Below are 21,411 nucleotides of genomic sequence, written 5' to 3' on the forward strand. Positions count from 1 at the left end.
GCCATTCGAGCTCAAGCGGAGTAGATGGCCTGCAATGTGCAATCTTTATCGCATGGAAGACAGGGACTGGGTCGCCAAGTGGGCCCAGGACGCCGAAAGCCTGATCAACCTGATGCCGGCCTACCAGATGAACCCCGATCAGATGGGGCCGATCGTCCGCAACACCGCCAATGGCAAGAAGCAACTGGTCCATGCGCGCTGGGGACTGCCCTCGCCGCGCTTCGCCCTCGAGAAGGCGGCCAAAGCCAAGGCCGAGAAACTTGCGGCCAAGGGCAAGGCTTTCAATCTCGAAGAACTGATCCGCATGGAGGCCGACCGCGGTACGACCAACGTGCGCAAGCTCAGTTTTCCGCACTGGAAGCGATGGTTCGGCGTCGAAAACCGATGTCTCGTCCCGGTCACCAGTTTCGCGGAACCGGATCCGGCCAGCCAGGAGGATGGCGGAAACGTCCCCAATGCCTGGTTCGCCCGCGACGCAACCAAACCGCTGATGTTCTTTGCCGGTCTCCATGTGCCGCAGTGGCAGAGCGTCCGAAAAGTCAGGGACGGGCTGACGACTGACGATCTCTATGGCTTCCTGACCACGGATCCGAACGATATGGTGAAGCCTATTCACGACAAGGCCATGCCTGGGCTTTTGCTGACGAAGGAAGAGACCGACACCTGGATGCGGGCGCCGTGGGACGAGGCCAAGGAGCTGGCCCGTCCATTACCCAATGACGCGCTGATCATTTCGTCGCGCGAACCGTACGGATCCACGATTGTCTCGAAATCCGGCGAACCGGTGGAACAGGGCAGTCTGGTTTGACGCCTGAATTCCGGACTTGTTTCGGAAAACGAAAAAGCCCGCCGCGGGAGGAGGTGCGGCAGGCTTTCCCTAAATATTGAACAACGGCTGGGAGGAGGAGTGCCGTTGTTCCGTCAGGTTCCCTTTGGGAGGAGGATCGGGTCGCCTGAAACACGAAGCTCTGCGGGAGGAGGTGCATTGCTTCGTTAACCTGAAGATATCAGAGACTGCCTCGACGGCCAGCGCTCAGATCGCAGTGCAGCCATGCACTTGCTGCAATGCAATATAGATCCCGTGCTCATTTTTCCGCCATTATGGTCGAGACGCGGCTTTCGCTGTACTGGGCACGAAACCGAGAACGAATTCGACCACCTTCGCGGAGGACATTTCGCACGGCTTCAGTGTCGGCCCAGAACCAGCCAAATGATAGAGGTTGAAGCTGACGATACCGCTTCCGCCAAGCTCCTCGCCATAAAGCCATGTTCGTTTGCCATCCTCCGACCGCTTGACGGTCACGCCCCATGGTCGATTACCAAAATGTCCGTCGACATGGCCGTCCGGCAATTTCGCGAACGCGTCTTCGAACGTCGCCTGGATTGATGGAAGTGTTTTGCCGCCGGCGGTCATGGTGCCAGGCATTCGTCGCAGATCCCGCAGCCATCATCATCCATGCTCGAGGCCGGACGTAACCTTCGACAGCACGGACATGTCGTTGCATCCGACGCACACGTTTCATCGCGGTCCGGCGGAAGAATTTCAATATAGAATTCCGACAGCATATCGGCCGCGCTTCGATCCATGGCGATGCTCCAGTTCGGGATAAACTAGAGATAGTGAGCCTCGATGGTTGCACAAGCCGGCAAGAGATCGCAGTCGCAGACGATCCAATTGCGTCCACGTTGCGCGCTGCTATGTTGAGAGAGAATGGCAGGAATCACGGCGAGACCGGGTGGCAGCGACGGAACACGTCACGCGAAGCCGCCATCGATAAGCGAGACGACGATGGCTGATTTTTCCCACAAGACGGATATCGAGATCGATCAGTGGATCAGGAACTTTGAGAAACGCTGCCAGACCGAAGCCCCATTGTATCTCGAATTGCTCGAAGAACGGGGCCATCGCGCTGGAAGGCGGGCAGGCCTTGATCTTGAGAAGTCACTTGCAGCCCTGAAGCGGGCGGCCATCTCCGGGGCCTGCATAACCTATGGAGATCTGGCCAAAGCGAGTGGTGTCGAGTGGAGCAAGGCGCGACATCAGCTGAACGGAAAGAATGGACACCTCGATCGGCTTCTGGAAATCTGCCACGCGCGCAAACTTCCATTGCTGACGGCCATCTGCGTGAATCAAGGCAGCTTGCAAGAGGGCGAGCTGGAGGAGAATGCGTTGAGAGGCTTTTCCGAAGGTGCGCGGCGTATTGGTAGGTCCTTCAGCGAGGATCTAGATTTCCATCATGCCTGCAGAGAGGAGTGCTGGAACTGGGGCCGAATGCAGCTGGCGGGATAGCGGAGGTTCCATCTCTTCGTCAGGGGCAAGGGACCGATCAAAGAATCTTCAAAACAGGAAACGCTGACGCATGCAATTGTCTCGGCTCGAGCTTTACAAGCGCGTAAGTGGCCAGCCTTTAAGCAAGCTTGCCGCGGAATTGGGCACTACTGGGACCGCCCTAGCTGCGGTGTGCAAGAAGCATCAGGTCCCCTATCCTGGTTCCGGGTACTGGACGCGAAAATCCTTAGGTCTCCCAGTTGAGCTACCCGCATTGCCGGAAGCGCCTGATGAAGTGATCGAGATCACGCGGGCGATCTCGAAGCCCCCGCGACCGAAAACACCCAAGGATCAACCGTCGAAGGACAAGGCCCCAAAAAAGGCCCGCCGGATGGAACATCATCCACTTCTTTTTGGCGTCGAGGGGCATTTGCGTAAGTCGAGGGCGGTAAAGGACGGTGAGTTCCTGCGTCCTTACAAGCGGCTCCTCCCCGACTTGATTTCGTCGGAAGGCGCACTGCCAAGGACACTGCGTATCGCGAACGCCCTTTACCTCGCGCTGGATGAGCGGGGTTATCGCGTTCACATCGCCCCGCAAAGCGATGACATTGGTCGGATTCCCGTGTCCGAGCAGGAAGTTGAGCTTAAGGACCGGAAGTATGGACGCTATTACTCAAGCGGGATCTGGGGGCCTGACCGGCCGACCATCTTTTACATCGACAGCGTGCCTATCGGCCTGGCCATCACGGAAATGACTGAAAGGGTGACGATGCGATACATCAACGGCGATTATTATCGCGAGGACAGCAAGCTCGTCCGGTCAATGAAACCGTGGCAGATGACGCATTCCTGGACGACGGAGCAGGACATGCCCTCCGGCCGCCTGAGGATAATCGCCTACTCTCCAAAGAAGGGTGTCGACTGGTCGGCCAGATGGCAGGATGCGCAGGAGCAGCCCCTTGAAAAGGCCATGTCAACGATCGTCGAGACATTGCTGGCTTCGCACGATGGCATTTTGCAGCTGATGATCGCCGAAGATGCAGCCGAAGCCAGGAGAAAGAAAGAGCGGGCGGAGGAATGGGAGCGCTACGAGCGACGAGAGGACGCTCGAAAGGTCGCGCAGGCTCTCTCAGACAGCCGGCAGCAGCTTGCCGATACCATCGAGAAATGGGCAAAGGCGATGGCAGTAGAACGCTTCTTCGCTGACGCCGAGGAACGTTTGAATAATCTCGACAACCAGCGTCGCCAACGCCTCGAAGAGCGGCTGGAGCTTGCGAGGGCCATGATGGGTAGCATCGATCCCCTGGACTTTATTGAAAATTGGCAGGCACCTGATGAGAGATACCGATCGAAGTATCGGGAAGATTAGATGCGCAGGCAAAGAGACGCGCGCCCACTGCTAGCTACAGGGTTGACCACTCTTTCGCCCGGGCCAAGCCCAGTCTCGAACAAACGACGGAAGGCATCGGAGCTTTCAGCAACGCGCAAAAGCGGAAGGCAGGATAGATTGCCCCCGGCCGGACCGCTCCGCGGATAGTAGAAGCTTGGCCATACAGCGCCGACGACGGACTAGCTTTTCTTGGTTGATGCGGTCTAATCCCCGTTATAGTTTCGCTGCGAAATTCTGGCACGCTAAGATAGGATTGGAATTCCATGGCAACCGGTACTGTCAAATTTTTTAGTGACGACAAGGGCTTCGGCTTCATTACACCCGAGAATGGCGGACCGGACGTCTTCGTCCATGTGTCTGCGCTGCAACGTGGCGGTTCACTGCGTGAGGGCGATAAGGTGAGCTTTGAAGTTGGACAGGATCGCAAAACCGGAAAGTCCAAAGCAGAGAATGTATCGGTCCTGTAGTTCCAGGACGTTGTGACTATTCAGCCTGCTAACCCGTCGTGTGTGAGCATGGCCACAGGAAGAGCCTGACAGATGACCGGCACATCCGACACGTTGGCTCTTCTCATCGACGGCGATAACGCCTCGCCGAAGATCGTCAGCGGGCTCCTTGCGGAGATCGCCACCTATGGCACCGCCAGTGTTAGGCGCATCTATGGCGATTGGACCAAGCCAAATCTCAACGGCTGGAAAGAGTGCCTGCTGGAGCATTCCATCCAACCCGTTCAGCAATTTGCCTACACGACGGGAAAGAATGCCACGGACGGCGCAATGATCATCGACGCGATGGACCTGCTCTATACCGGCCGTTTTTCCGCATTTTGCATCGTTTCCAGCGATAGCGATTTCGCCAGGCTTGCGTCGCGCATTCGCGAACAGGGCGTCACCGTCTACGGCTTCGGCGAACGCAAAACCCCTCGCCCCTTCATTACCGCTTGCGACAAGTTCGTCTATTTCGACGTCCTCAATGGCAACTCCGTCGAACCCGAGGCGCGCCAAAATCCGCAACCGGCTGCCGTCGTGAAGACCAAGGAGACCAAGGCATCGCCAGCCAAGACGCTGGCAAAGCCGAAGCTAGATGCTGCCGCGTTGAAGATGCTCGAGAATGCTGTGACGGCGTCGGCCGATGAAGACGGCCGTGCCAACCTGGCGCGCGTCGGCGCCCATTTGGCGAAACAATCGCCGGACTTTGATGCGCGCAACTACGGTTTTGCCCGCCTCACCGACCTCGTCGAGGCTTCCGGCATCGTGGACGTGGAACGAAGCGGCGACAGCCCGAAGATCGTCACGGTCCGCATGAAGGGGAAGGCGAGACCGAAGCCAAACGGCTAGGCTCAGCCGCCAATGGGACCGCGGCGGCCACTCCAAAGTGTTCCGCTCCAAACCACAGGTGTCGCCTCGGCGAAGGCGCTCGCATGAAAAAGATGCTTGAAGATGCCACGACGGAAACTATCCAGAGAAGAACTCTTCGCTCTCGTATGGGAAAAACCGACCAGCGAGATCGCCAAGGAACTTGGCCTTTCGGACGTGGCGATCGGCAAACTCTGCACCAAGCTGCAGGTCCCAAAGCCACCTCGGGGCTATTGGGCTCGCATGCAGGCCGGTCAGCGACCACGTCGACCAGCCCTGGTTGCTTTCCGCGAGGAACTCGACACCAAGCGACGCGACGAGTTGCGTGCAAAAACAGCAGAATCGCTTTCGAAACTGCAGCGTCAGTTCCTCGAAATGGCGTTGTCGGAAATGAACAACCAGGACGCCGGTATTGCTCCACCGCCAGGGGCCAGGCCGCTTGCCAATCTCGATCGCGATGTGGCAGCGCAGGTCCTGCTGCTCGTTCAAGGCCGGGCACAGGCCTGGGTGGAAGAAGGTCGCATTGCCACGCGCTGGGGACCGTCTGTTCGCAACAGCGTTGCCAAACTCGTTGAACGCCTGCTGCCGATGGCGCGGCAGCAACTCGTGGTATTCGAGACCGAGAGCAAACGAACGTCCTTCATGGCGGACGGGCCGGTGATCTTTGTCCGGCTGACAGCGCCCCTCCAGGAACGGATTGCCGCCCTATCGGCGATGGTCAGGGATCAAGAACTCCAGCATGTGGTGATGCCGTTGACGGCGGCAGATCACGCCTGGTCGGCGCACCATCTCTATTCCCCAGAATCGCACTTGTTCCTGGACAGTTGGCTCTGTGTTTCGGCGCGCGAGATCTGGGTGGAATGGAACCGCAAGTCGTGGCGCGAGGAAGAGCCGCCCGAGCGGCATGCGACCAACAGGATCAGCCTGCGGGAGGTGATGCCTCTCGACTTCTTGTCCGCTTCCAACAAGGTGCTCTCCCCGGTGGTTTCGGGGGTGGCAATTACGCCGTATGCGGATCGGCTTCGCGCCCTGCAAGAGGCGGAACGGATCCACGAGATGATGAGCAACGCCGCTTACGCAATGCAGAAGGAGGTCCCAGGGGAAATCCTTTCGGTCGTGGATCGCCTGTGGTTTGGGGAGGCGCGTCCCTTCCAGGCCGCACGAGACGCGTTCCGCCATGTTGAAACAGAGCTTGAGCGATGGGACACCGAACTCGAAGCGGAACGATCAGCGCTTGCCCGGTCCATCCTTGGAATCGTGCCCGGAGACATCGTCACGTCCGAAAGCCGCGGGAAACTGTTGCGGCTGTCGGTTACGGGCGTAACGCTATATTCGGGCGGCAGCAGCGTCAGCTTCATGGTGTCAGGAATTCGGTTTCGAAAAGATGGAACGTTGGGCAAGCTGCAGGAAACGCTGAACTTGTCTTTCACAGACGAGAAGCGCAGGAGTTAGGTTGGGAAGTTGGCATAGGACTTTTCGAGAAAGCTTGGCCGGCGTAGTGATGGATTGCTTGGGAGGGACAAATTTTGGACGATGAGTGTATCGTTTGCGGATGCGGACCGACGGTAAATTCACATATTCTGCCTCGTGCCCTGCTTCATGATATTCGAAAAGAGGCAAAGCATCTTGTGTCGGGATCAATAGATAAGGACGGCGTAGGCTTTCATCAGAGCGGTTTCGCCGATAGATTTCTATGCCGAACACACGAAGATCTGTTTCATCAGGCTGACGATTACGCGATTGACCTTTGTCGTGCTTTTGCAGCCGGCAAGTATGACGTCCAGTCGGAATATCTACTGATTGCAAATCCAGTTCCTCAACTGCTGACACGCTTCGCAATCGGAGTCGTCTGGCGTTGGGTCTGGTCGAGTTACGGGCGGCGTCTTGGTTTGAAGCTTGGCTCTCATGAACCCAAGGTGCGGAAAGTCATCTTTGAACACCAAGTCGCCTTATATCAGCTGATCGTTACAAGATCTCGGGCCTCCATCAAAGACAGACGTGTAGATCTTGCAACATATCCCTCTTACGGAAAAATGTCTGGCTTGAACGGCTGGCAATTCCAAGTCTTGGGCCTAATGTTCAACGTCTTTATCTCGAATGAGCGCCTTGAACAAAACTTCAACTTGCTCGACGCAACGCAGAAAGAAGCACTTCCCGTACTGGAACTCCCGCTTGAGGATGTCAGACGCACTCACAGCGCTTTGACACAACGGATGAAACGGAGGCAGGTTTATAAACGCGGCTGACACCGCGTTCATGTTTTAGGGCCCATCGACTAGACTTACCCTTAAGTCATTGATGGCCGCGCGGAGCCCTGGTGCAAACGGCTGACGCTCGAAGCCGGAGGGCGGTTTGATACCGGCCATTTAGCGAAAGTACCGCGGGCAATGCCCTCGGCTGCGGCGTTCACGTCGCTATCCTGGCCCACTTCAGGGCGTCGAGCCCGGTGCGACCGTCAAACCCACCATGGGACGAAACAAGAAAGCGGTAAACGGCCTAGGCGCCCGCCAGGATCTCGTGCAGTTCTAGAAGCGGCCGCATAGGTTCACTTCGACCGCCCCTAAAGAGTTCGTTACTTACCTCCTGCAACCTCGCACGCTTGCAACATATGCGCGAATAAGCTCATATTCGTTGAGACTTGCGATAGGAGAGCGTATTGCAGATTACTAAGGTTATTGTGAAGAATTACCGCTCGCTACGCTATCGAACAGTGGTCTTCAATAAGAATTTGAATATAATCGTTGGTGATAACGAAAGCGGAAAATCCACCCTTCTTGAGGCCGTTAATCTCGCACTGACCGGGCTTCTCAATGGAAGGCCGATCTACGGAGAGTTACATCCCTTTCTGTTCAACATGGAGGCGGTGCAGGCATTCCTCGCTGACTACAAGGCGAGCAAACCCTCGCCGCCTCCGGAAATCTTGATCGAGGTGTATTTCGCTAATGAGCCGGAGCTTGCCGACTTGAAGGGTACCAACAACAGCCTCGAAGAGGATGTCCCGGGCGTATCGATGACGATCGCTTTCAACGACGCCTATAGCGAAGAGTTCAATGCGTACATGGAAAAGATCGACGAGGTGCGCTCACTCCCGGTCGAATATTACCGGTCACGTATGGCGGACTTCAAGGATCACGAAATCACCTCGCGATCGATCCCGACAAAAACCACTCTCATCGATGCAAGCGCGATCCGTAACCTTGCCTCGGGCAATAAGTATATCATCGACATGATCAAAGACGTGCTGTCGCCAAAGCAGATGGCACAGCTTGCGCTCTCCTACCGCAAAATGAAGGAGACGTTTCTGTCAGATTCTACGGTTGGCCAAGTAAATACTCATCTTGCTGGGAAGAAGGGTGAGATTTCTGACAAAACGATCTCTGTATCGCTCGACAACTCTTCACGCGGAAACTGGGAAATGGGGATTATGCCCCATCTCAATGAGGTGCCAATCTCTTTGGTGGGTAAAGGCGAGCAGAACAGCGTCAAGATCAAGTTGGCAATGGCAGCCGCGGCCAAAACTCATCTGTTCCTCATCGAAGAACCTGAAAATCATCTGTCTTTCACCAACCTCAATACGCTGATCGCCAGCATCGCGGCTAATGCGTCAGAACGACAGACGATCATCACGACGCACAGCAGCTTCGTCCTGAACAAGCTGGGTATCGAGAACGTCATCCTATTCACACGGACTGCCAATACCCGAATGAACACCCTGAAGCCGAAAACGTATGATTATTTCATGAAGCTGCCTGGGCACGACACGTTGCGCATGATCCTCGCCAATCGGGCTATCCTTGTGGAGGGCCCGTCGGACGAGCTTGTCGTGCAGCGGGCCTTTCACAAGGCCCACGGCACAATGCCTCTTGAAGCTGGGGTCGATGTCATTTCGGTCAACTCCCTTGCGTTCAAGCGTTTTTTGGAAATCGCGGTTCTTTTGGGTATCCGGGTTGCCGTTGTTACGGACAATGACGGAGATGTCGCCGGGCTGAAGGAAAAATACAAAGACTATTTCGGCAAGGACAAGATGCTCATATCCTTCGACGCAGATGAGGCCGCACAGACGATGGAACCCCAGCTGGTGAGGGACAACGGGAAAGACAAGATCGAGAAGATCTTGGGCCGTGTATTCCCGACTGTCGAAGATCTGGAAAAATGGATGAGTAAGAACAAGACCCAAAGTGCGTTGAAGCTATTCGACACCGCGGAGGACTGGGTTGTTCCGGACTACATCGCCAATGCCGTTAAATAACCGCATCATCATCTGTGCTGCCGGCGGTGGTAAGACGACGCTCATTGTGGAGGAGGCGCTTGCGCGTCCTGATCTGCGCATCGGTATGACGACCTATACGAACAACAACCATGACGGCATTGCTTCATCCCTTGTCTTCAAGAAGCAGGCATTGGCGCCACATATCATAACCAGCACCTGGTTTTCATTTCTCCTGAAGGAAGCGGTGCGCCCGTACCAAAAATCCGTCTATAAGGAGAGTCGCGTTGTAGGCATCGACTGGGTGAAGGGGAAATCCACGCAGGGCATTCCTGTATCGAAAACCCGGGCATTCTACTTTTCCAAAGGCAAATACCTCTACTCAGACAAGGTTTCCCAATTTGCCTGTGCCTGCAATGTGGCCAGCAATGGAGCTGTGTTCGCACGACTCAAAGAGCGTTTCGATGTCATCTACATCGACGAGGTGCAAGATCTTGCCGGTTACGATCTCGTGCTTCTTGAGGAGATGATGAAAGCCGGCGTGCAGCTGGTGCTCGTCGGCGATCATCGCCAGTCCACCTACCAGACGAACCACTCCGGGAAATACAAGCAGTTCGCGGGCTACGGCATCATTGCTCTGTTCAAGCAGTGGGAGAAAAAGGGTCTGTGCAGCTTGATATATCAGACCCATTCGCACCGCTGCCATCCTGATGTTGCCGCGTTTTCGGACCAGTTCTTCCCCGATGAGCCAAAGACGAAATCCCTTAACGGGACAGTTACGGAACATGACGGGATATTCGTCATATCCTCGGCAAACCTTCCCAAGTATGTCGAGACGTTTAAGCCGCAATCCCTACGGTACGACAAGTCCACACTGTGTAGCGGTTATCCGGCCATGAATCTTGGCGCCTCGAAAGGCCTCACATTCGATAGAGTGCTCATCCATCCGGGCCCAGGATGTGTCAAATGGCTAAAGACAGGTGCGATCAAACATGTAATTAACTCCCGCGAAAAATGGTATGTGGGCATTACCCGAGCTCGCCAGAGCGTAACATTCGTCTACGACGGAGACGTCAAGGTCGCAGGAATCGCTCCCTTTACTTTCGAATGATATTGACGTGATCGGGCGGCTGCTGCATCGATGACGTAAGCTTAAGTTGTACTTATCGGCTACGAGACTTGTTCGAATGGCTGCTGACTGAATTTTCCGGCGTTTATGGCGCCCTCAAATAAGTTAGGAGCGCACTATGATGCTCGGAAATGATACCGCAGGTGGCCGGCCGGGCCCACAGGTTCAGGGATGGATCAGACAAATCCGCAAGGAGCAGGCCGCGGGTCTCGATCTGGCCACGGCCGCAGAGGAGGTACGACTTTCTTTTGAGGGCCTGACCGGCTCCAATCTGAGCGAGGGTCAGCAGGCGGCCTGGCAGGCCGCAATCGACTACATCCGCGCGGCATCTGCTGAAAGCGTCGGACATTCGTCTATTGCGATCCGGCGACCACGCCGAGGCGACTGGTATCGTGGTTCGGCACCAGACGATGCAAACTGGCCTCCCATGAAGGCCCATCTCCTCGTGCGGCAGAACTGGTCGGAGGCATCGGCCGCATCGCTTGATGCAAGCTCGACGGAAGTCGTCTCGCTGATGGAAGATCCCTCTTTGCTCGAGTTTCGCGGAAGAGGCATGGTCGTCGGTTATGTCCAGAGCGGGAAGACTGCGAACATGCTGGCCGTCACCGCCAAGGCCGTCGACGCGGGATACCGCTTTGTCATCTATCTCGCCGGTATGACCAACGCGCTTCGTCGTCAGACCCAGAGCCGTTTCGAAAGTGATCTTCGAGCGCAGAACCGTTATGGCTGGCATCTTCACACGACATTGGATGATGACGGGGACTTCCGTACACCTCCCAACCAGTGGTTCTCGGTCATGGATCCGGCGCAGGTGGCGGTGGTCAAGAAAAACGTCACCCCTTTGCGGCGTCTCGTCGAAACCATATCGAAGACGCCGCCGGCTCTTCGGGAACGAATGCCGGTACTTGTCATCGATGACGAGTGTGATCAGGCGAGTGTCAACGCGAGCGGCAGCCAATACGACACGACTGCTATCAACGGGCTGATCCGTCACCTCCTGGCGCTTCTGCCGCGTGTCCAGTATGTCGGGTACACAGCCACGCCGTTTGCGAACGTTCTGATCAATCCGCGGACCCCGGAAGGATTACCTGACGATCTCTACCCTGAAGATTTCATTTTGGCCTTGCCACGCCCCGACGGGTACTCCGGAACCGACAGCTTGTTCGGCGAGGAACCGGCGGATGCGCAATCCGAGACACCCGCCCAAACGGGCGCTGACGCGATTCGCGAAATTCCTCTTCCCGAAAGAGATGCAGTCCGCCCCTCATCTTCCAAGGATCGCGAGACGTTCATTGCATCCGTTCCGCCCTCTCTTGATGACGCACTCCGCTATTTCATTATGGCGACGGCGGCACGGGCTGTCCGCGGGGATACCGCGAAGCACAGCTGCATGCTGGTACACACCACGGTCTTCACGCTTGCCCACACGCGGCTCGCCGAGGCAATCGGCATTTGGCTGGACAGGTTTGGCAAAGACTGGATCACACCTGCGAACCGGGAACGCCTACGGCAGCAATGGGAGCGTGAGCAGAGGCGAGTGCCGCCGACTGCGTTCGAACACACGCCCATACCGTTTGAGGAAATTGCCGGGCATATCAGCAGCATTGTCGATGAGTTGCAGATCGTGATCGAAAACAGCGCCAGCGATGTCCGGCTCGATTTCTCGGTCTCTGCGAGAAAATACATCGTCATCGGAGGCTCGGTTCTTGCCAGAGGACTTACAATAGAGGGGCTTTGCGTCAGCTATTTCGTGCGCACTACAAGCCAGTACGACACATTGCTGCAGATGGGTCGGTGGTTCGGATTTCGAAGCGGTTACGAGGATCTGCCGCGAATATGGATGACGGCCGATCTTTCAGAAGCATTCCGAGATCTCTCAATCGTCGAAACCGAAATTCGTGCTGACATCACACAATTTGCCGAGCGCGGTCTGACTCCGGCAGATTTCGCGGTCAGGATCCGCCAGATTCCGGGAATGACTATCACCGCAGCAAAGAAAATGATCAATGCGGAGGCGTGCGACGTAAGCTTCTCGGGCGAACACCTGCAAACTATTCGCTTTCCCTATCTCGACGCCGCAAGGCTGAAGGAAAACTGGCTCGCCGGAGCCGGTCTTCTTGCCGACGCTGGTAAGGTCAGCATTGAGAGGCGCACGCAGGGCCGACTTGTACGTGAGGTACCGCTCGGGCATGTTCGCTCTTTCCTAGAAAAGTACTCGGCATCCCGGCAGGACCAGTTTTCTCAGGAGCTCCTGTCGTATGTTGACGCTGAGTCAAAAGCCTCGGATCATCCCTTCAAATTCTGGAATGTGGGCGTAATCGAGCCACAGGACGGGTCGCCTTCGACGGTCGGTCTTGGCGCGTTCGGCAAGGTGAAAATGGTGACGCGGTCGAGGCTCAATCTTCCCCGGACAGACGGTATGGCGGATATCAAGGCCCTAATGTCACGGAGAGATGCTCTTCTCGACGTCGACGGCGGCCCGGATGGCGGGGATTGGGCGAGCATCAAACGGCACCGACAATCCATTATGGGCGACAAGATCCCGCTGTTGCTGCTTTATGCGATCGACCGGAATTCATCTCCATCCCCGAGCAGCCAGTACCGCACAAAGCTGGATGCTGCGGCAGATGTTCTGGGGCTCGGGATCATCTTTCCCGATCGCGGCGAGCTGAAACGATATATCAGGGTAAGGCTGCAGGATGATGATGCAGCGGATAATGAAATCCCGGAGTTTGCCACCGTGGAATAACCCGCTCCGCAGCCCCTGCCCTTATTCCAAACTATTCAACGGGAATATTGATGCCTCTCAGTCTGTCTACAGAACCCTATCCACGCTCAGGCGGGCTTTCAGGTGAAGGCGCACGCCGCCTGCTTGGTGTCCCAGCCCTGACGCCGCTACAGACTGTAATCCGGGAAGCCGGGCAGAATTCATGGGACGCACGGCGCGGTGACAACATCCGTTTCGATGTAAATCTTCGACGCCCCGATGAGGACCAGTGGCGATATCTGCGGGAAGAGATCCTGGCCGAACTCCCACAATCAGATCCGTCGCGGAGAAGGACCGCAGACGCGCTGAACGCAGAAACACCGATGCTCCTCGAAATCGCCGACTTCGGTACGAAAGGCCTCGGCGGTCCGACACGCGCGGATATTGTCGAGGATGGAAAGCCGCAGAATTTCGCCAACTTTGTGAGGAATATCGGAGCAGGCCATCACCACCACCTGGGGGGCGGGACCTATGGTTACGGCAAAACGTCGTTCTATAAACTGGACGCCGCTGCGATAGTCATCATAGACACACTCGCCCTTACCGATAGCGGGACCGAGCGGCGCCTGATTGCGTGCCATCTGGGCGATGAGTTTACCATCAAAGGCAGACGCTACACCGGACGCCATTGGTGGGGCGTATCATCAGGCGACCCGGAATATGTCGAGCCGCTGTTGGACAATGCTGCAGAACAGGCCGCTGCGTCACTTGGTCTGCCTACCCGGTCGCATGACGGAGACACCGGAACGACCATCAGTGTTCTGGTGCCCGAGTTCGGCAGCCAGGCCGAACGCATTCGCGAGATCACGGAAGCATTACTGTGGTTCTTCTGGCCCAAGATGATCGAGCGCGACGACGGGCGGGCGCCAATCAGTTTCACGGTCAGATATGATGGCGAGGACAGAATTGTCCCGCGACCGGAGTCAATTCCTCCACTTGACCTTTTCGTCGAGGCCTGGCGCCAGCTGAAAGCAGGCGGACACGGCGTTCAGGAAATTCGTTGCGGAAGCCCGAAAAAGCTCCTCGGAAAGATGTCAATCGCGCGGGGGTTCCGTGGCGACCGAAGACCGCTTTCGGCAGAACCGGTTATTCCAGCAACCAGTAGACATGTTGCCCTGATGAGACCGGTTGAACTTGTCGTTCGCTATCTCGAGGGGCCACCACTTCCTCACGGATCACATGAATGGGCCGGCGTTTTTATTTGCGACACCGACAAGGAGGTGGAGCGGGCGTTCGCTCAGTCGGAGCCCCCCGCACACGACGACTGGTCTCCTGACAATCTGCCAAAAGGTCACGCGCAGACATTTGTACGCACCGGGCTCCGGCGGATCAAGGACGCGATGACCGGGTTTATATATCCGTCCGGAGCAACCGGTGCAGGAATGGCGGATCAGCCGCCGCTGGCGCGAGCGGCGACCATGCTGGGAACGCTGGTCCCGCAGGAAAGCCCCGAACGTTCAAATCGTGCTTCGCGCGCTCAAACGGGAAGGCGTCGGCGGTGGAGCGTGAGCGAACCGGCTTTTGTCAAGCTTGAGGCCCTTGAAACGGGGGTCGACGCCCTTTTCGAAGTTAATGCCCAGAACCGGTCCAGCGAGCCGCTGGTTATTTCGGCGGCGCCCGGGGCAGTCGTCGATGACGATATTTCAGGCGAAACCGAGCTGCCCGACGGCGGAAAGATAGAGGTTGTATGCTGGGAAACCGCAGAAGGCGTCATCCTTTCAACCGGGCGCATTCAGGTTCTCGATCCGGATAAAAGTCTGGTTGCGAGGGTTCGGGTCAGAATTCCGGAGCTTGCCGCAGTCGGCCTTTTGCTGGAGGTCACAGATTAAGACATGAGTGCTATTGCTTATCCTTATCTCAGGATTGAGGACGCAGAAGTCCTGACTTCACCATGGGCTTACAAGGAGGAAGACCGGAGGACCTTGGGCAACTATCTCCCGGATTGGGATTATGCCAGCGAGATCCGGCTCCACCGCAAAATTACAGTTGATGTACCCCGGATAGCAAAGCGTTTCGGTGTGAGTGAGGCGGAATTGCGACTGAGGCTGGTCATCACGGTCGGCACTGGCGGGGCACGTGAAGATCGGCACCGCCGCGTCTACTGGGCGCATGATATCGCTCGCGACGAAGCTGATCACGAGGTGGAGTTCTCACTCGACGGGCTCGACATCTCCCAGCGCATCAGATTGCGAACGGATCTGCTTTATTCGGCGCCAGGCGCCGGGGGCAGCATTCTGGCTCCGAAGCGAACGGGGCTCTCACTCTGGGACGACGAGATGCTTGTACGGGTTGAGCCGGAAGAGGCACGGTTCCCGGTAGAGGCCGTGAGCTTCAGCCAGCATTTTCCGGACACTCGGAACGCGATGTGGCGTCTCGAGTGGTCGCCGGCTGACCTTACGGAAGATTTTACCGGGTCATTTCGCGTGTTTATCAACGACGATTTTCCGGACTTTGTTTCGAAAATGAGCGCGGGTGAGATCACGACGGTGGGGCTGGTTAAAGCGGCGGTTCGTGTTCAGGTCACTCGTGGCGCACTATCGCACAATGGGCTGGAAGATGCTCTGAAAGAAGAAAGTCAGGTGTCGATAGCATCAGCCGTCCAGCGCTGGCTTACCGCAGCGTTCCCGGGAGAAAGCATTGCGACGATCCGGCAAATTGCCGATCACAATCCGGCACTTTTTGACGCCGCTGTTTCTGGAGTACACGAGGAACGCGTAGCAGATGCCTGACGCCCTTCATTTCCCTCGCCTGCCGCTTCGTGGGGTCCGTATTCTGCTTCAGCAACAGGGCAACCTGGCCACAATGAGCTGGGAAGAACGACGCCTTGAAGTCTCGTCGTTGATTGGTTATCCGGCAACGGGCGGACGGCGCGTAACGGACGAGGAGCTACGGAAGATCCGAGACAGGATAGTCGAGCTGGCGGGCGAATCGGGCTTCCCGGACAAGGGCAGCACTACGGACCGGACAAACTTCGACAAGCGGGTCGCGATCGCGCTGATCGAAGAGGATCTCGTACCTGGCCCGGATGCATTGCGGGATGATGTATGGGGGTTCCTTGCATCAGTGCTGCTTGCTGACGTCGTGAAGTGGCGCTGGGAGACGACGGCAGTGCGTTATCAAGGCGGGGTGCGCAACGCCCTGCAGCGTCTCTGGCTTCGCGGCGTCTCTTTCCGGCGGGACGAGGAGGCGGGCCGATGGGATCTTGTGAACGCCCTTAACGAGGACGCGAACCTCAGTATTCTTGAGCGTCCCGGACTGTCGGCTTCCAGGGTCGTAACGCGTGCCATCGGAGAAATGTGGTTCGAACTGTCGCGTCAGAAACCCCCGCTTCCGATGGAGGACATAACCCGTCGGATAAGCCGGACCTTGAGGATAACAAACCAGATCATTCCACTTCATGCGCTGGATGACGCATCGCTCGAAGCGGAGGTCAGGGCACATTTCATGCGCGCCATAGGGACAGTCTGAAATGTCACTATTTCATGTATTCCCGGCGCGGAGAGGTCCAAGGCAACCTCAGCCTGGGCCAGGATCATGGATCCTTCGTCCCGAATCGAGGACGCGGGTTTGCGGTCGACCTTCAGACTGAGCTATGTCCCTCAGGCAGGAAACGAAGTTCCGGTGGGAGTGGTGAAGATAATCCGGCGTAGCGTTCAGGCCGGACGCACTGTCCTCGAGCCAACATTTGATGCTCTCGGGCCAGAGTATGCGTCCCTGGGCGCGGAGCTCGATTACTATCTCGAACTTCAGCGGGTCGCCGGAAAGGATGCCCGCGCAGTTTTGGAAGCACTGCGCGACATTGCCATTGATCCTATCCGGCGCAGCTCATTTGAGGCAGAAACGGGCTATCGCACTTCATTGCTGCGCTTCTCTCCGGCGAAGGTGGCACTGGAGCAGGCCGCCGGGCTCTTCGATGAAGAAAAATCCGCGGTCGTAAGCGCGCCATCGAGCACACTCATTTTCGAGACCAGCGTCGGCGGAAGCATGTTTCCGGTCGACTTCAACCTTGAGGCAGAGCCAGACCTTCCGGCTCGTATTAGCGTCATTATCGGTCCAAACGGATCAGGCAAGACGCGCCTCCTCTCCAATCTGGCGCTTGCTGCCTTCGATTCGTCCGAAGGAGCTGAACCGGCAAAATGGGGCAGCCTACGCGGTGGCGTCGAGTTCAGCCGCATTCTGGCGTTTTCCTACAGCGCGTTCGACGACTTCGATATTCCTGCCCAGACGCGAGCACAGCGACAGACGTTCACCAGTCAGACAAGCAGCCTCGGTTACAGATATTTCGGGCTCCGGGATCTCCAGAATGCCACCACGACCGGATCGAGGCTCACTGCTCCACTCAAGACAGTCCGACAGATTTCCGACGATTTCAGGCGTGCCGAAACCGAGGCGCGGGAAATGAATGACGAATTGCTCGGGAGCTGCCTCAGGCGCCTGTTTGAAGATCCCTCCTTCGTCGCGGCAGGATACCGCTTGCCGCCCGCCGAAAATGACGAGAATGGCGACCTGAGGCGGATTTTTCGTCAATCAAGCACAGGGCACAAGTTCGTCATGCTGATGACCGTTCAGCTCGCTGCACACTTGCGTCCAGGTTCGCTTGTCTTGATTGACGAGCCGGAATCGCATCTCCACCCACCGTTGCTAGCAACGTTTCTGACCATACTCCGCACGTTCCTTGAAGGCCGAAACGCCCACGCAATCGTCGCGACCCATTCTCCTTTCGTCGTGCAGGAAACACCCGCAAAATATGTCCGGATCATCTCGAGACAGGTGACCGCTACAACAGTAAACACCCCGTCGATCGAAACCTTTGGTGAAGATATCGGCACGATCAGCCGCGAGGTTTTCCGGCTCGACACCCGCGCCGGCGAGTTTGTGGAAACCCTACGTTTGCTGGCCGATCGCTACAGCCTCGACGAGATTGAAGCGCGATTTGCGAACGGCCTGAGTGCCCAGGCCCGTTCACTGATTATGGCAAGGCAGGCCAGACGTAGATGAGAAACTGTGCTGCGCCGCTGCGAAGCAGCCTTGCGGACTATGACAAGTGTGTCGGGTTGTCGCGTAATCCCAAAAAGGGCGGTCTTCAGAATCGAAGAACGGATGTCATAGCGCATTACACCGCCTACCGGGACCAGGGTGCACGGGCGCACTCGGTCCCGCAGTCTGGACATTGGCCCTTGGCGGAAGCCGGTTGGCAACGATCCCTGTACGACGAGACCTATGAGGGCGGCTGGCTAAAGGAGATCCGCACAGAGGTGCTGAAGGCAGCGAACGGAAGATGTGTGCTGTGCAGTGTTTTCCAGCCGCGCACACTGGACCATTTCCTGCCGAAGGAATCATGGCCTTCACTGTCGGTACTGACGCTCAATCTCGTCGCCGCCTGTGCCGATTGCAATCGCAACAAGGGAACGCTCGCAAACGCCTCCCCCGGACAGCAATTTGTGCACCCGTATTTCGATGCCATTCCCGTGAACGAGGTTTTTCTGCATTGCTCACCTGTCAAGGATGGCGTGATGAGCCCCGGCTTCGCCATTGAGCCGTGCGCCGGCATGGACAATGACCTTCTCGAGCGGCTTCGCTGGCAATTTGGCACTCTCGAACTTGACGAGATGTACCGGGACGAGGCGATGCTTTTTTTTGGGGAACGCAAGGACGACTGGCGGGAGTCGGCTGAAATCGACTGGGTGACCCTCGCCCGGCAGATTGAAAGGGAATGCTCCTCAGCGGCAAAGGCGACAGGACGCAACATGTGGAAGCCCGCCTTCCTGCAAGGCCTCCTCGATTGCCCTTCATTTGGTGCGTCACCACTAACATACCTTGGGCTGGGAACATGATTACAGGAGACATCCAGCGGATCTGAACGAAGGCAACTATCAACACTTGGCAGATGGTCCGCGGGTTCTGGTTCATGGGCGTCGAAGGCCGCGGCAGCCCGTATATCAGGCTGCGAACAATGTTGAACAACCGTTGGACTATAACAATACCGGACTGGAGAAGCCCGATAGATCGGCGGCCGATTCGGTAAGGCAAGCGCCCACTTTGGTGGAAAGAATGATCGCGCCGTCTCAGAGTGCAACGAGCAAGGCTGATCCAGGAAGATGAAGAATATCGGAGAAATCAGCATAGCGACGCCCGCAGGGCGGGCTTTCGGGAGTTCTCGTCGCGCACGGACGGGAAACGGGGCAGCCGCAGGAGCCTCAACATAGTGACCCGAAGGGAGGCGGGACCGACTTCCCCCCGTCAGGCGCTCATGTGACGGCGTGACCGTTCAGCCGGATGCGACCTGTCCCTCGAAAGCAGCAGACGTCGAATTTCTGCAGCCGAATTCGTGCGCTGCGCCTTTCATGTAGGTCTTGCAATCGATATATTAAGCCACGGATATACTTGAGCTTCAGGGGACTATGGCGACGCCAGGATGGGAAATTCAGGAAGGTGCACTTTCGCTCATCGACGAGGCCGGGGATACACGTCTTCTGTCTGCCGACGAGATTTACAGCGCTCTCGTCGAAAAGCGGCCCTCGGCCGACTGGATACCGACTAGCGTCGATGGCCTCCGTCCCTCGCGATACCCCCTTGTACCAACCCTGACCATCTCGGAAGGCAGCGATAACAAAGCTCCTTCCTACAGCATCACGTCCACCGGCCGGGGCGTGGAAGTCCCTCTTGATCTCGCTGATCTGGAACGCGGCCACAAGTTGGCTGAAGGTGTGTGGTATCCGATCGAGCCGGCAGCCAGCGCAGAAATCCGGGAGCTGATGCAAAGCACCGGCGTAGCCCTCGGTGAAGCCGCCTCCCTCAAGGCCTTTCTTGCCATTCGCAAGGCTGCCAGCGCCGGAGCGTCAATCGAGGACCGGACAGCTAATCACGCGATTTCACCGCTCGCTTTTACACCAGCCGGTGACGATGTGCCGGCCGGGGTGCAGGCAACCCTTTATCCATACCAGATTTCCGGCTGGCGCTGGCTGAAGTTCCTCTTGGCAGAGGGTGTCGGCGGCCTTCTTGCCGACGAAATGGGCCTCGGCAAAACCTTGCAAATCATCAGCGCGCTTAGCGATTCCGGTGGGACCCCACTGCGGCCGGCTCTGATCATTGGCCCCGGTTCGTTGCTGGAGAACTGGCGACGGGAAATTTCAAAGTTCGCGCCACATCTGAAAGTGCTGAAGCATCATGGAGCCCTTCGAACAGGCCGGCCTTCTGAGCTGAAGGATTACGATGTTGTCGTGACCTCTTATGACAATGCAGTGCGAGACAACAGCCTGCTCAACATGATCCTCTGGAAGGTGATCGTGCTGGACGAGGCTCAGTTCATCCGGAACCCCGACGCCCAGCGAACCAAAGCCGTAAAGCGACTCCAGCGTGAGGCTGGCCTGGCCGTGACCGGAACACCTGTCGAGAACCGGCTGCTAGATCTGTGGTCGATCGTGGATTTTGTCCTGCCTGGTCATCTTGGTGACGCAAAAAAGTTCGGCTCGGAATATGCCGATGATGTTGATGGCGCGGCAAAGCTGGAGCCATTGGTTTCGCCGCTTATGTTGCGCCGGCGCGTTGCCGAGGTAGCGCAGGATCTGCCCGAACGGATCGATATTCCGCAGGTGGTTGAGCTGGATGAAGGCGAGATAGCGGCCTATGACGCCGAGCGCGAGCGCATCTATGCGGAATATGGTGCGGCCGCCACGCTGGTCGCGCTGACATCATTGCGCCGCTTCTGCGCTCACCCGGACCTGATGAGCGGTAATGCTGCCACGGCCGATCCCATGTCCTTCACGAAGTTCCGGCGCATGGATGAGATCGTGGAAGAGATTTTCGCACGTGGCGAGAAGGTGATCATCTTCACGTCATTTACGGCAATGGCCGATATGATCGCCCGGCACATCAAGACCCGTTTCGGAGCGTTTGCCGGCGTCATCGACGGTCGTCTGTCTATTGACGATCGCCAGCCGCTGATTGACCGCTTCAGCGCCGTCCAGGGCGCCGCAGGGCTAGTGCTGAACCCGAAGGCCGGAGGCGCTGGCCTCAATATTACAGCCGCCAACCATGTGATCCACTATAATCCGGAATGGAATCCGGCGCTGGAGGACCAGGCGTCTGCCCGGGCTCACCGGCGCGGCCAGCTATTGCCTGTGACAGTTCACCGGTTACTCGTAGCCGATACGGTCGAGGACGTGGTGGATGAACGACTGACACGCAAGAGAGCAATTTCTGGCACTGCGGTCGTGGGTCTCGAAGGGCGGGAAGATGATTACGGCGATATCGTCGCGGCGCTGATGCGGTCGCCATCGAAGGGGGCTTAACGG

Annotated in this window: 17 protein-coding genes; 16 read left to right on the forward strand and 1 reads right to left on the reverse strand. The window is 57.2% G+C overall.

The annotated features are described in order from the left end of the window. The first annotated feature begins 34 nt into the window (after positions 1–34). Complete coding sequence (locus tag N2A41_RS29560; protein ID WP_260111614.1) at positions 35–808, forward strand: SOS response-associated peptidase family protein; 774 nt, start codon at positions 35–37, stop codon at positions 806–808. A 291-nt stretch (positions 809–1,099) separates the two neighbouring features. Here N2A41_RS29560 and N2A41_RS29565 read toward each other — a convergent pair whose 3' ends face one another. Beyond that, positions 1,100–1,426 carry a hypothetical protein gene (locus tag N2A41_RS29565; RefSeq protein ID WP_260111615.1) on the reverse strand — a complete coding sequence of 109 codons (327 nt, stop codon included), beginning with the start codon at positions 1,424–1,426 and terminating at the stop codon, positions 1,100–1,102. 363 nt (positions 1,427–1,789) lie between these two features. Between N2A41_RS29565 and N2A41_RS29570 the strand changes: the two genes are divergently transcribed. From N2A41_RS29570 to N2A41_RS29640, 15 genes are all read left to right on the forward strand, one after another. Further along, positions 1,790–2,290, forward strand: coding sequence for a hypothetical protein (locus N2A41_RS29570; RefSeq protein WP_260111616.1), 501 nt, complete (start codon positions 1,790–1,792; stop codon positions 2,288–2,290). 70 nt (positions 2,291–2,360) lie between these two features. Beyond that, positions 2,361–3,638, forward strand: a complete 1,278-nt coding sequence (locus tag N2A41_RS29575) for a hypothetical protein (RefSeq protein WP_260111617.1) — start codon at positions 2,361–2,363, stop codon at positions 3,636–3,638. Between the two features lie 284 nt (positions 3,639–3,922). After that, positions 3,923–4,126, forward strand: coding sequence for a cold-shock protein (locus N2A41_RS29580; protein WP_260111618.1), 204 nt, complete (start codon positions 3,923–3,925; stop codon positions 4,124–4,126). 72 nt (positions 4,127–4,198) lie between these two features. Then, positions 4,199–4,996, forward strand: coding sequence for an NYN domain-containing protein (locus N2A41_RS29585; protein WP_260111619.1), 798 nt, complete (start codon positions 4,199–4,201; stop codon positions 4,994–4,996). Between the two features lie 102 nt (positions 4,997–5,098). Further along, positions 5,099–6,466: a hypothetical protein gene (locus N2A41_RS29590; RefSeq protein ID WP_260111820.1), complete on the forward strand. Its 1,368-nt coding sequence runs from the start codon at positions 5,099–5,101 to the stop codon at positions 6,464–6,466. Between the two features lie 74 nt (positions 6,467–6,540). Next, the gene (locus N2A41_RS29595; protein ID WP_260111620.1) at positions 6,541–7,260 is read left to right on the forward strand and encodes a hypothetical protein; all 720 of its coding nucleotides are present in this window, start codon (positions 6,541–6,543) and stop codon (positions 7,258–7,260) included. 410 nt (positions 7,261–7,670) lie between these two features. Next, complete coding sequence (locus tag N2A41_RS29600) at positions 7,671–9,263, forward strand: ATP-dependent nuclease (protein WP_260111621.1); 1,593 nt, start codon at positions 7,671–7,673, stop codon at positions 9,261–9,263. Next, positions 9,250–10,332 carry a TGBp1 family protein gene (locus N2A41_RS29605; RefSeq protein WP_260111622.1) on the forward strand — a complete coding sequence of 361 codons (1,083 nt, stop codon included), beginning with the start codon at positions 9,250–9,252 and terminating at the stop codon, positions 10,330–10,332. The genes N2A41_RS29600 and N2A41_RS29605 overlap by 14 nt, the downstream gene beginning before the upstream one ends. Positions 10,333–10,468: 136 nt before the next feature. Next, on the forward strand, positions 10,469–13,099 hold the full coding sequence (locus N2A41_RS29610) for a Z1 domain-containing protein (protein ID WP_260111623.1): 2,631 nt from the start codon (positions 10,469–10,471) through the stop codon (positions 13,097–13,099). Positions 13,100–13,149: 50 nt separating this feature from the next. Continuing rightward, a complete protein-coding gene (locus N2A41_RS29615) occupies positions 13,150–14,946 on the forward strand; it encodes a hypothetical protein (protein ID WP_260111624.1) in 1,797 nt (598 codons plus the stop codon). A gap of 3 nt (positions 14,947–14,949) precedes the next feature. Further along, entirely contained in the window at positions 14,950–15,846 is an 897-nt protein-coding gene (locus N2A41_RS29620; RefSeq protein ID WP_260111625.1) for a hypothetical protein, read from the forward strand. After that, on the forward strand, positions 15,839–16,585 hold the full coding sequence (locus N2A41_RS29625) for a hypothetical protein (RefSeq protein ID WP_260111626.1): 747 nt from the start codon (positions 15,839–15,841) through the stop codon (positions 16,583–16,585). The genes N2A41_RS29620 and N2A41_RS29625 overlap by 8 nt, the downstream gene beginning before the upstream one ends. A gap of 153 nt (positions 16,586–16,738) precedes the next feature. Beyond that, the gene (locus tag N2A41_RS29630) at positions 16,739–18,115 is read left to right on the forward strand and encodes an AAA family ATPase (protein WP_260111627.1); all 1,377 of its coding nucleotides are present in this window, start codon (positions 16,739–16,741) and stop codon (positions 18,113–18,115) included. A gap of 179 nt (positions 18,116–18,294) precedes the next feature. Beyond that, positions 18,295–18,951 (forward strand): HNH endonuclease, encoded by a 657-nt coding sequence (locus tag N2A41_RS29635; RefSeq protein ID WP_260111628.1) that lies wholly within the window; start codon positions 18,295–18,297, stop codon positions 18,949–18,951. A gap of 567 nt (positions 18,952–19,518) precedes the next feature. Continuing rightward, a complete protein-coding gene (locus tag N2A41_RS29640) occupies positions 19,519–21,408 on the forward strand; it encodes a DEAD/DEAH box helicase (RefSeq protein WP_260111629.1) in 1,890 nt (629 codons plus the stop codon). Positions 21,409–21,411 lie beyond the last annotated feature (3 nt).

It is taken from the genome of Rhizobium sp. SRDI969, from assembly GCF_025152725.1.
GTDB lineage: Bacteria > Pseudomonadota > Alphaproteobacteria > Rhizobiales > Rhizobiaceae > Rhizobium > Rhizobium leguminosarum_I.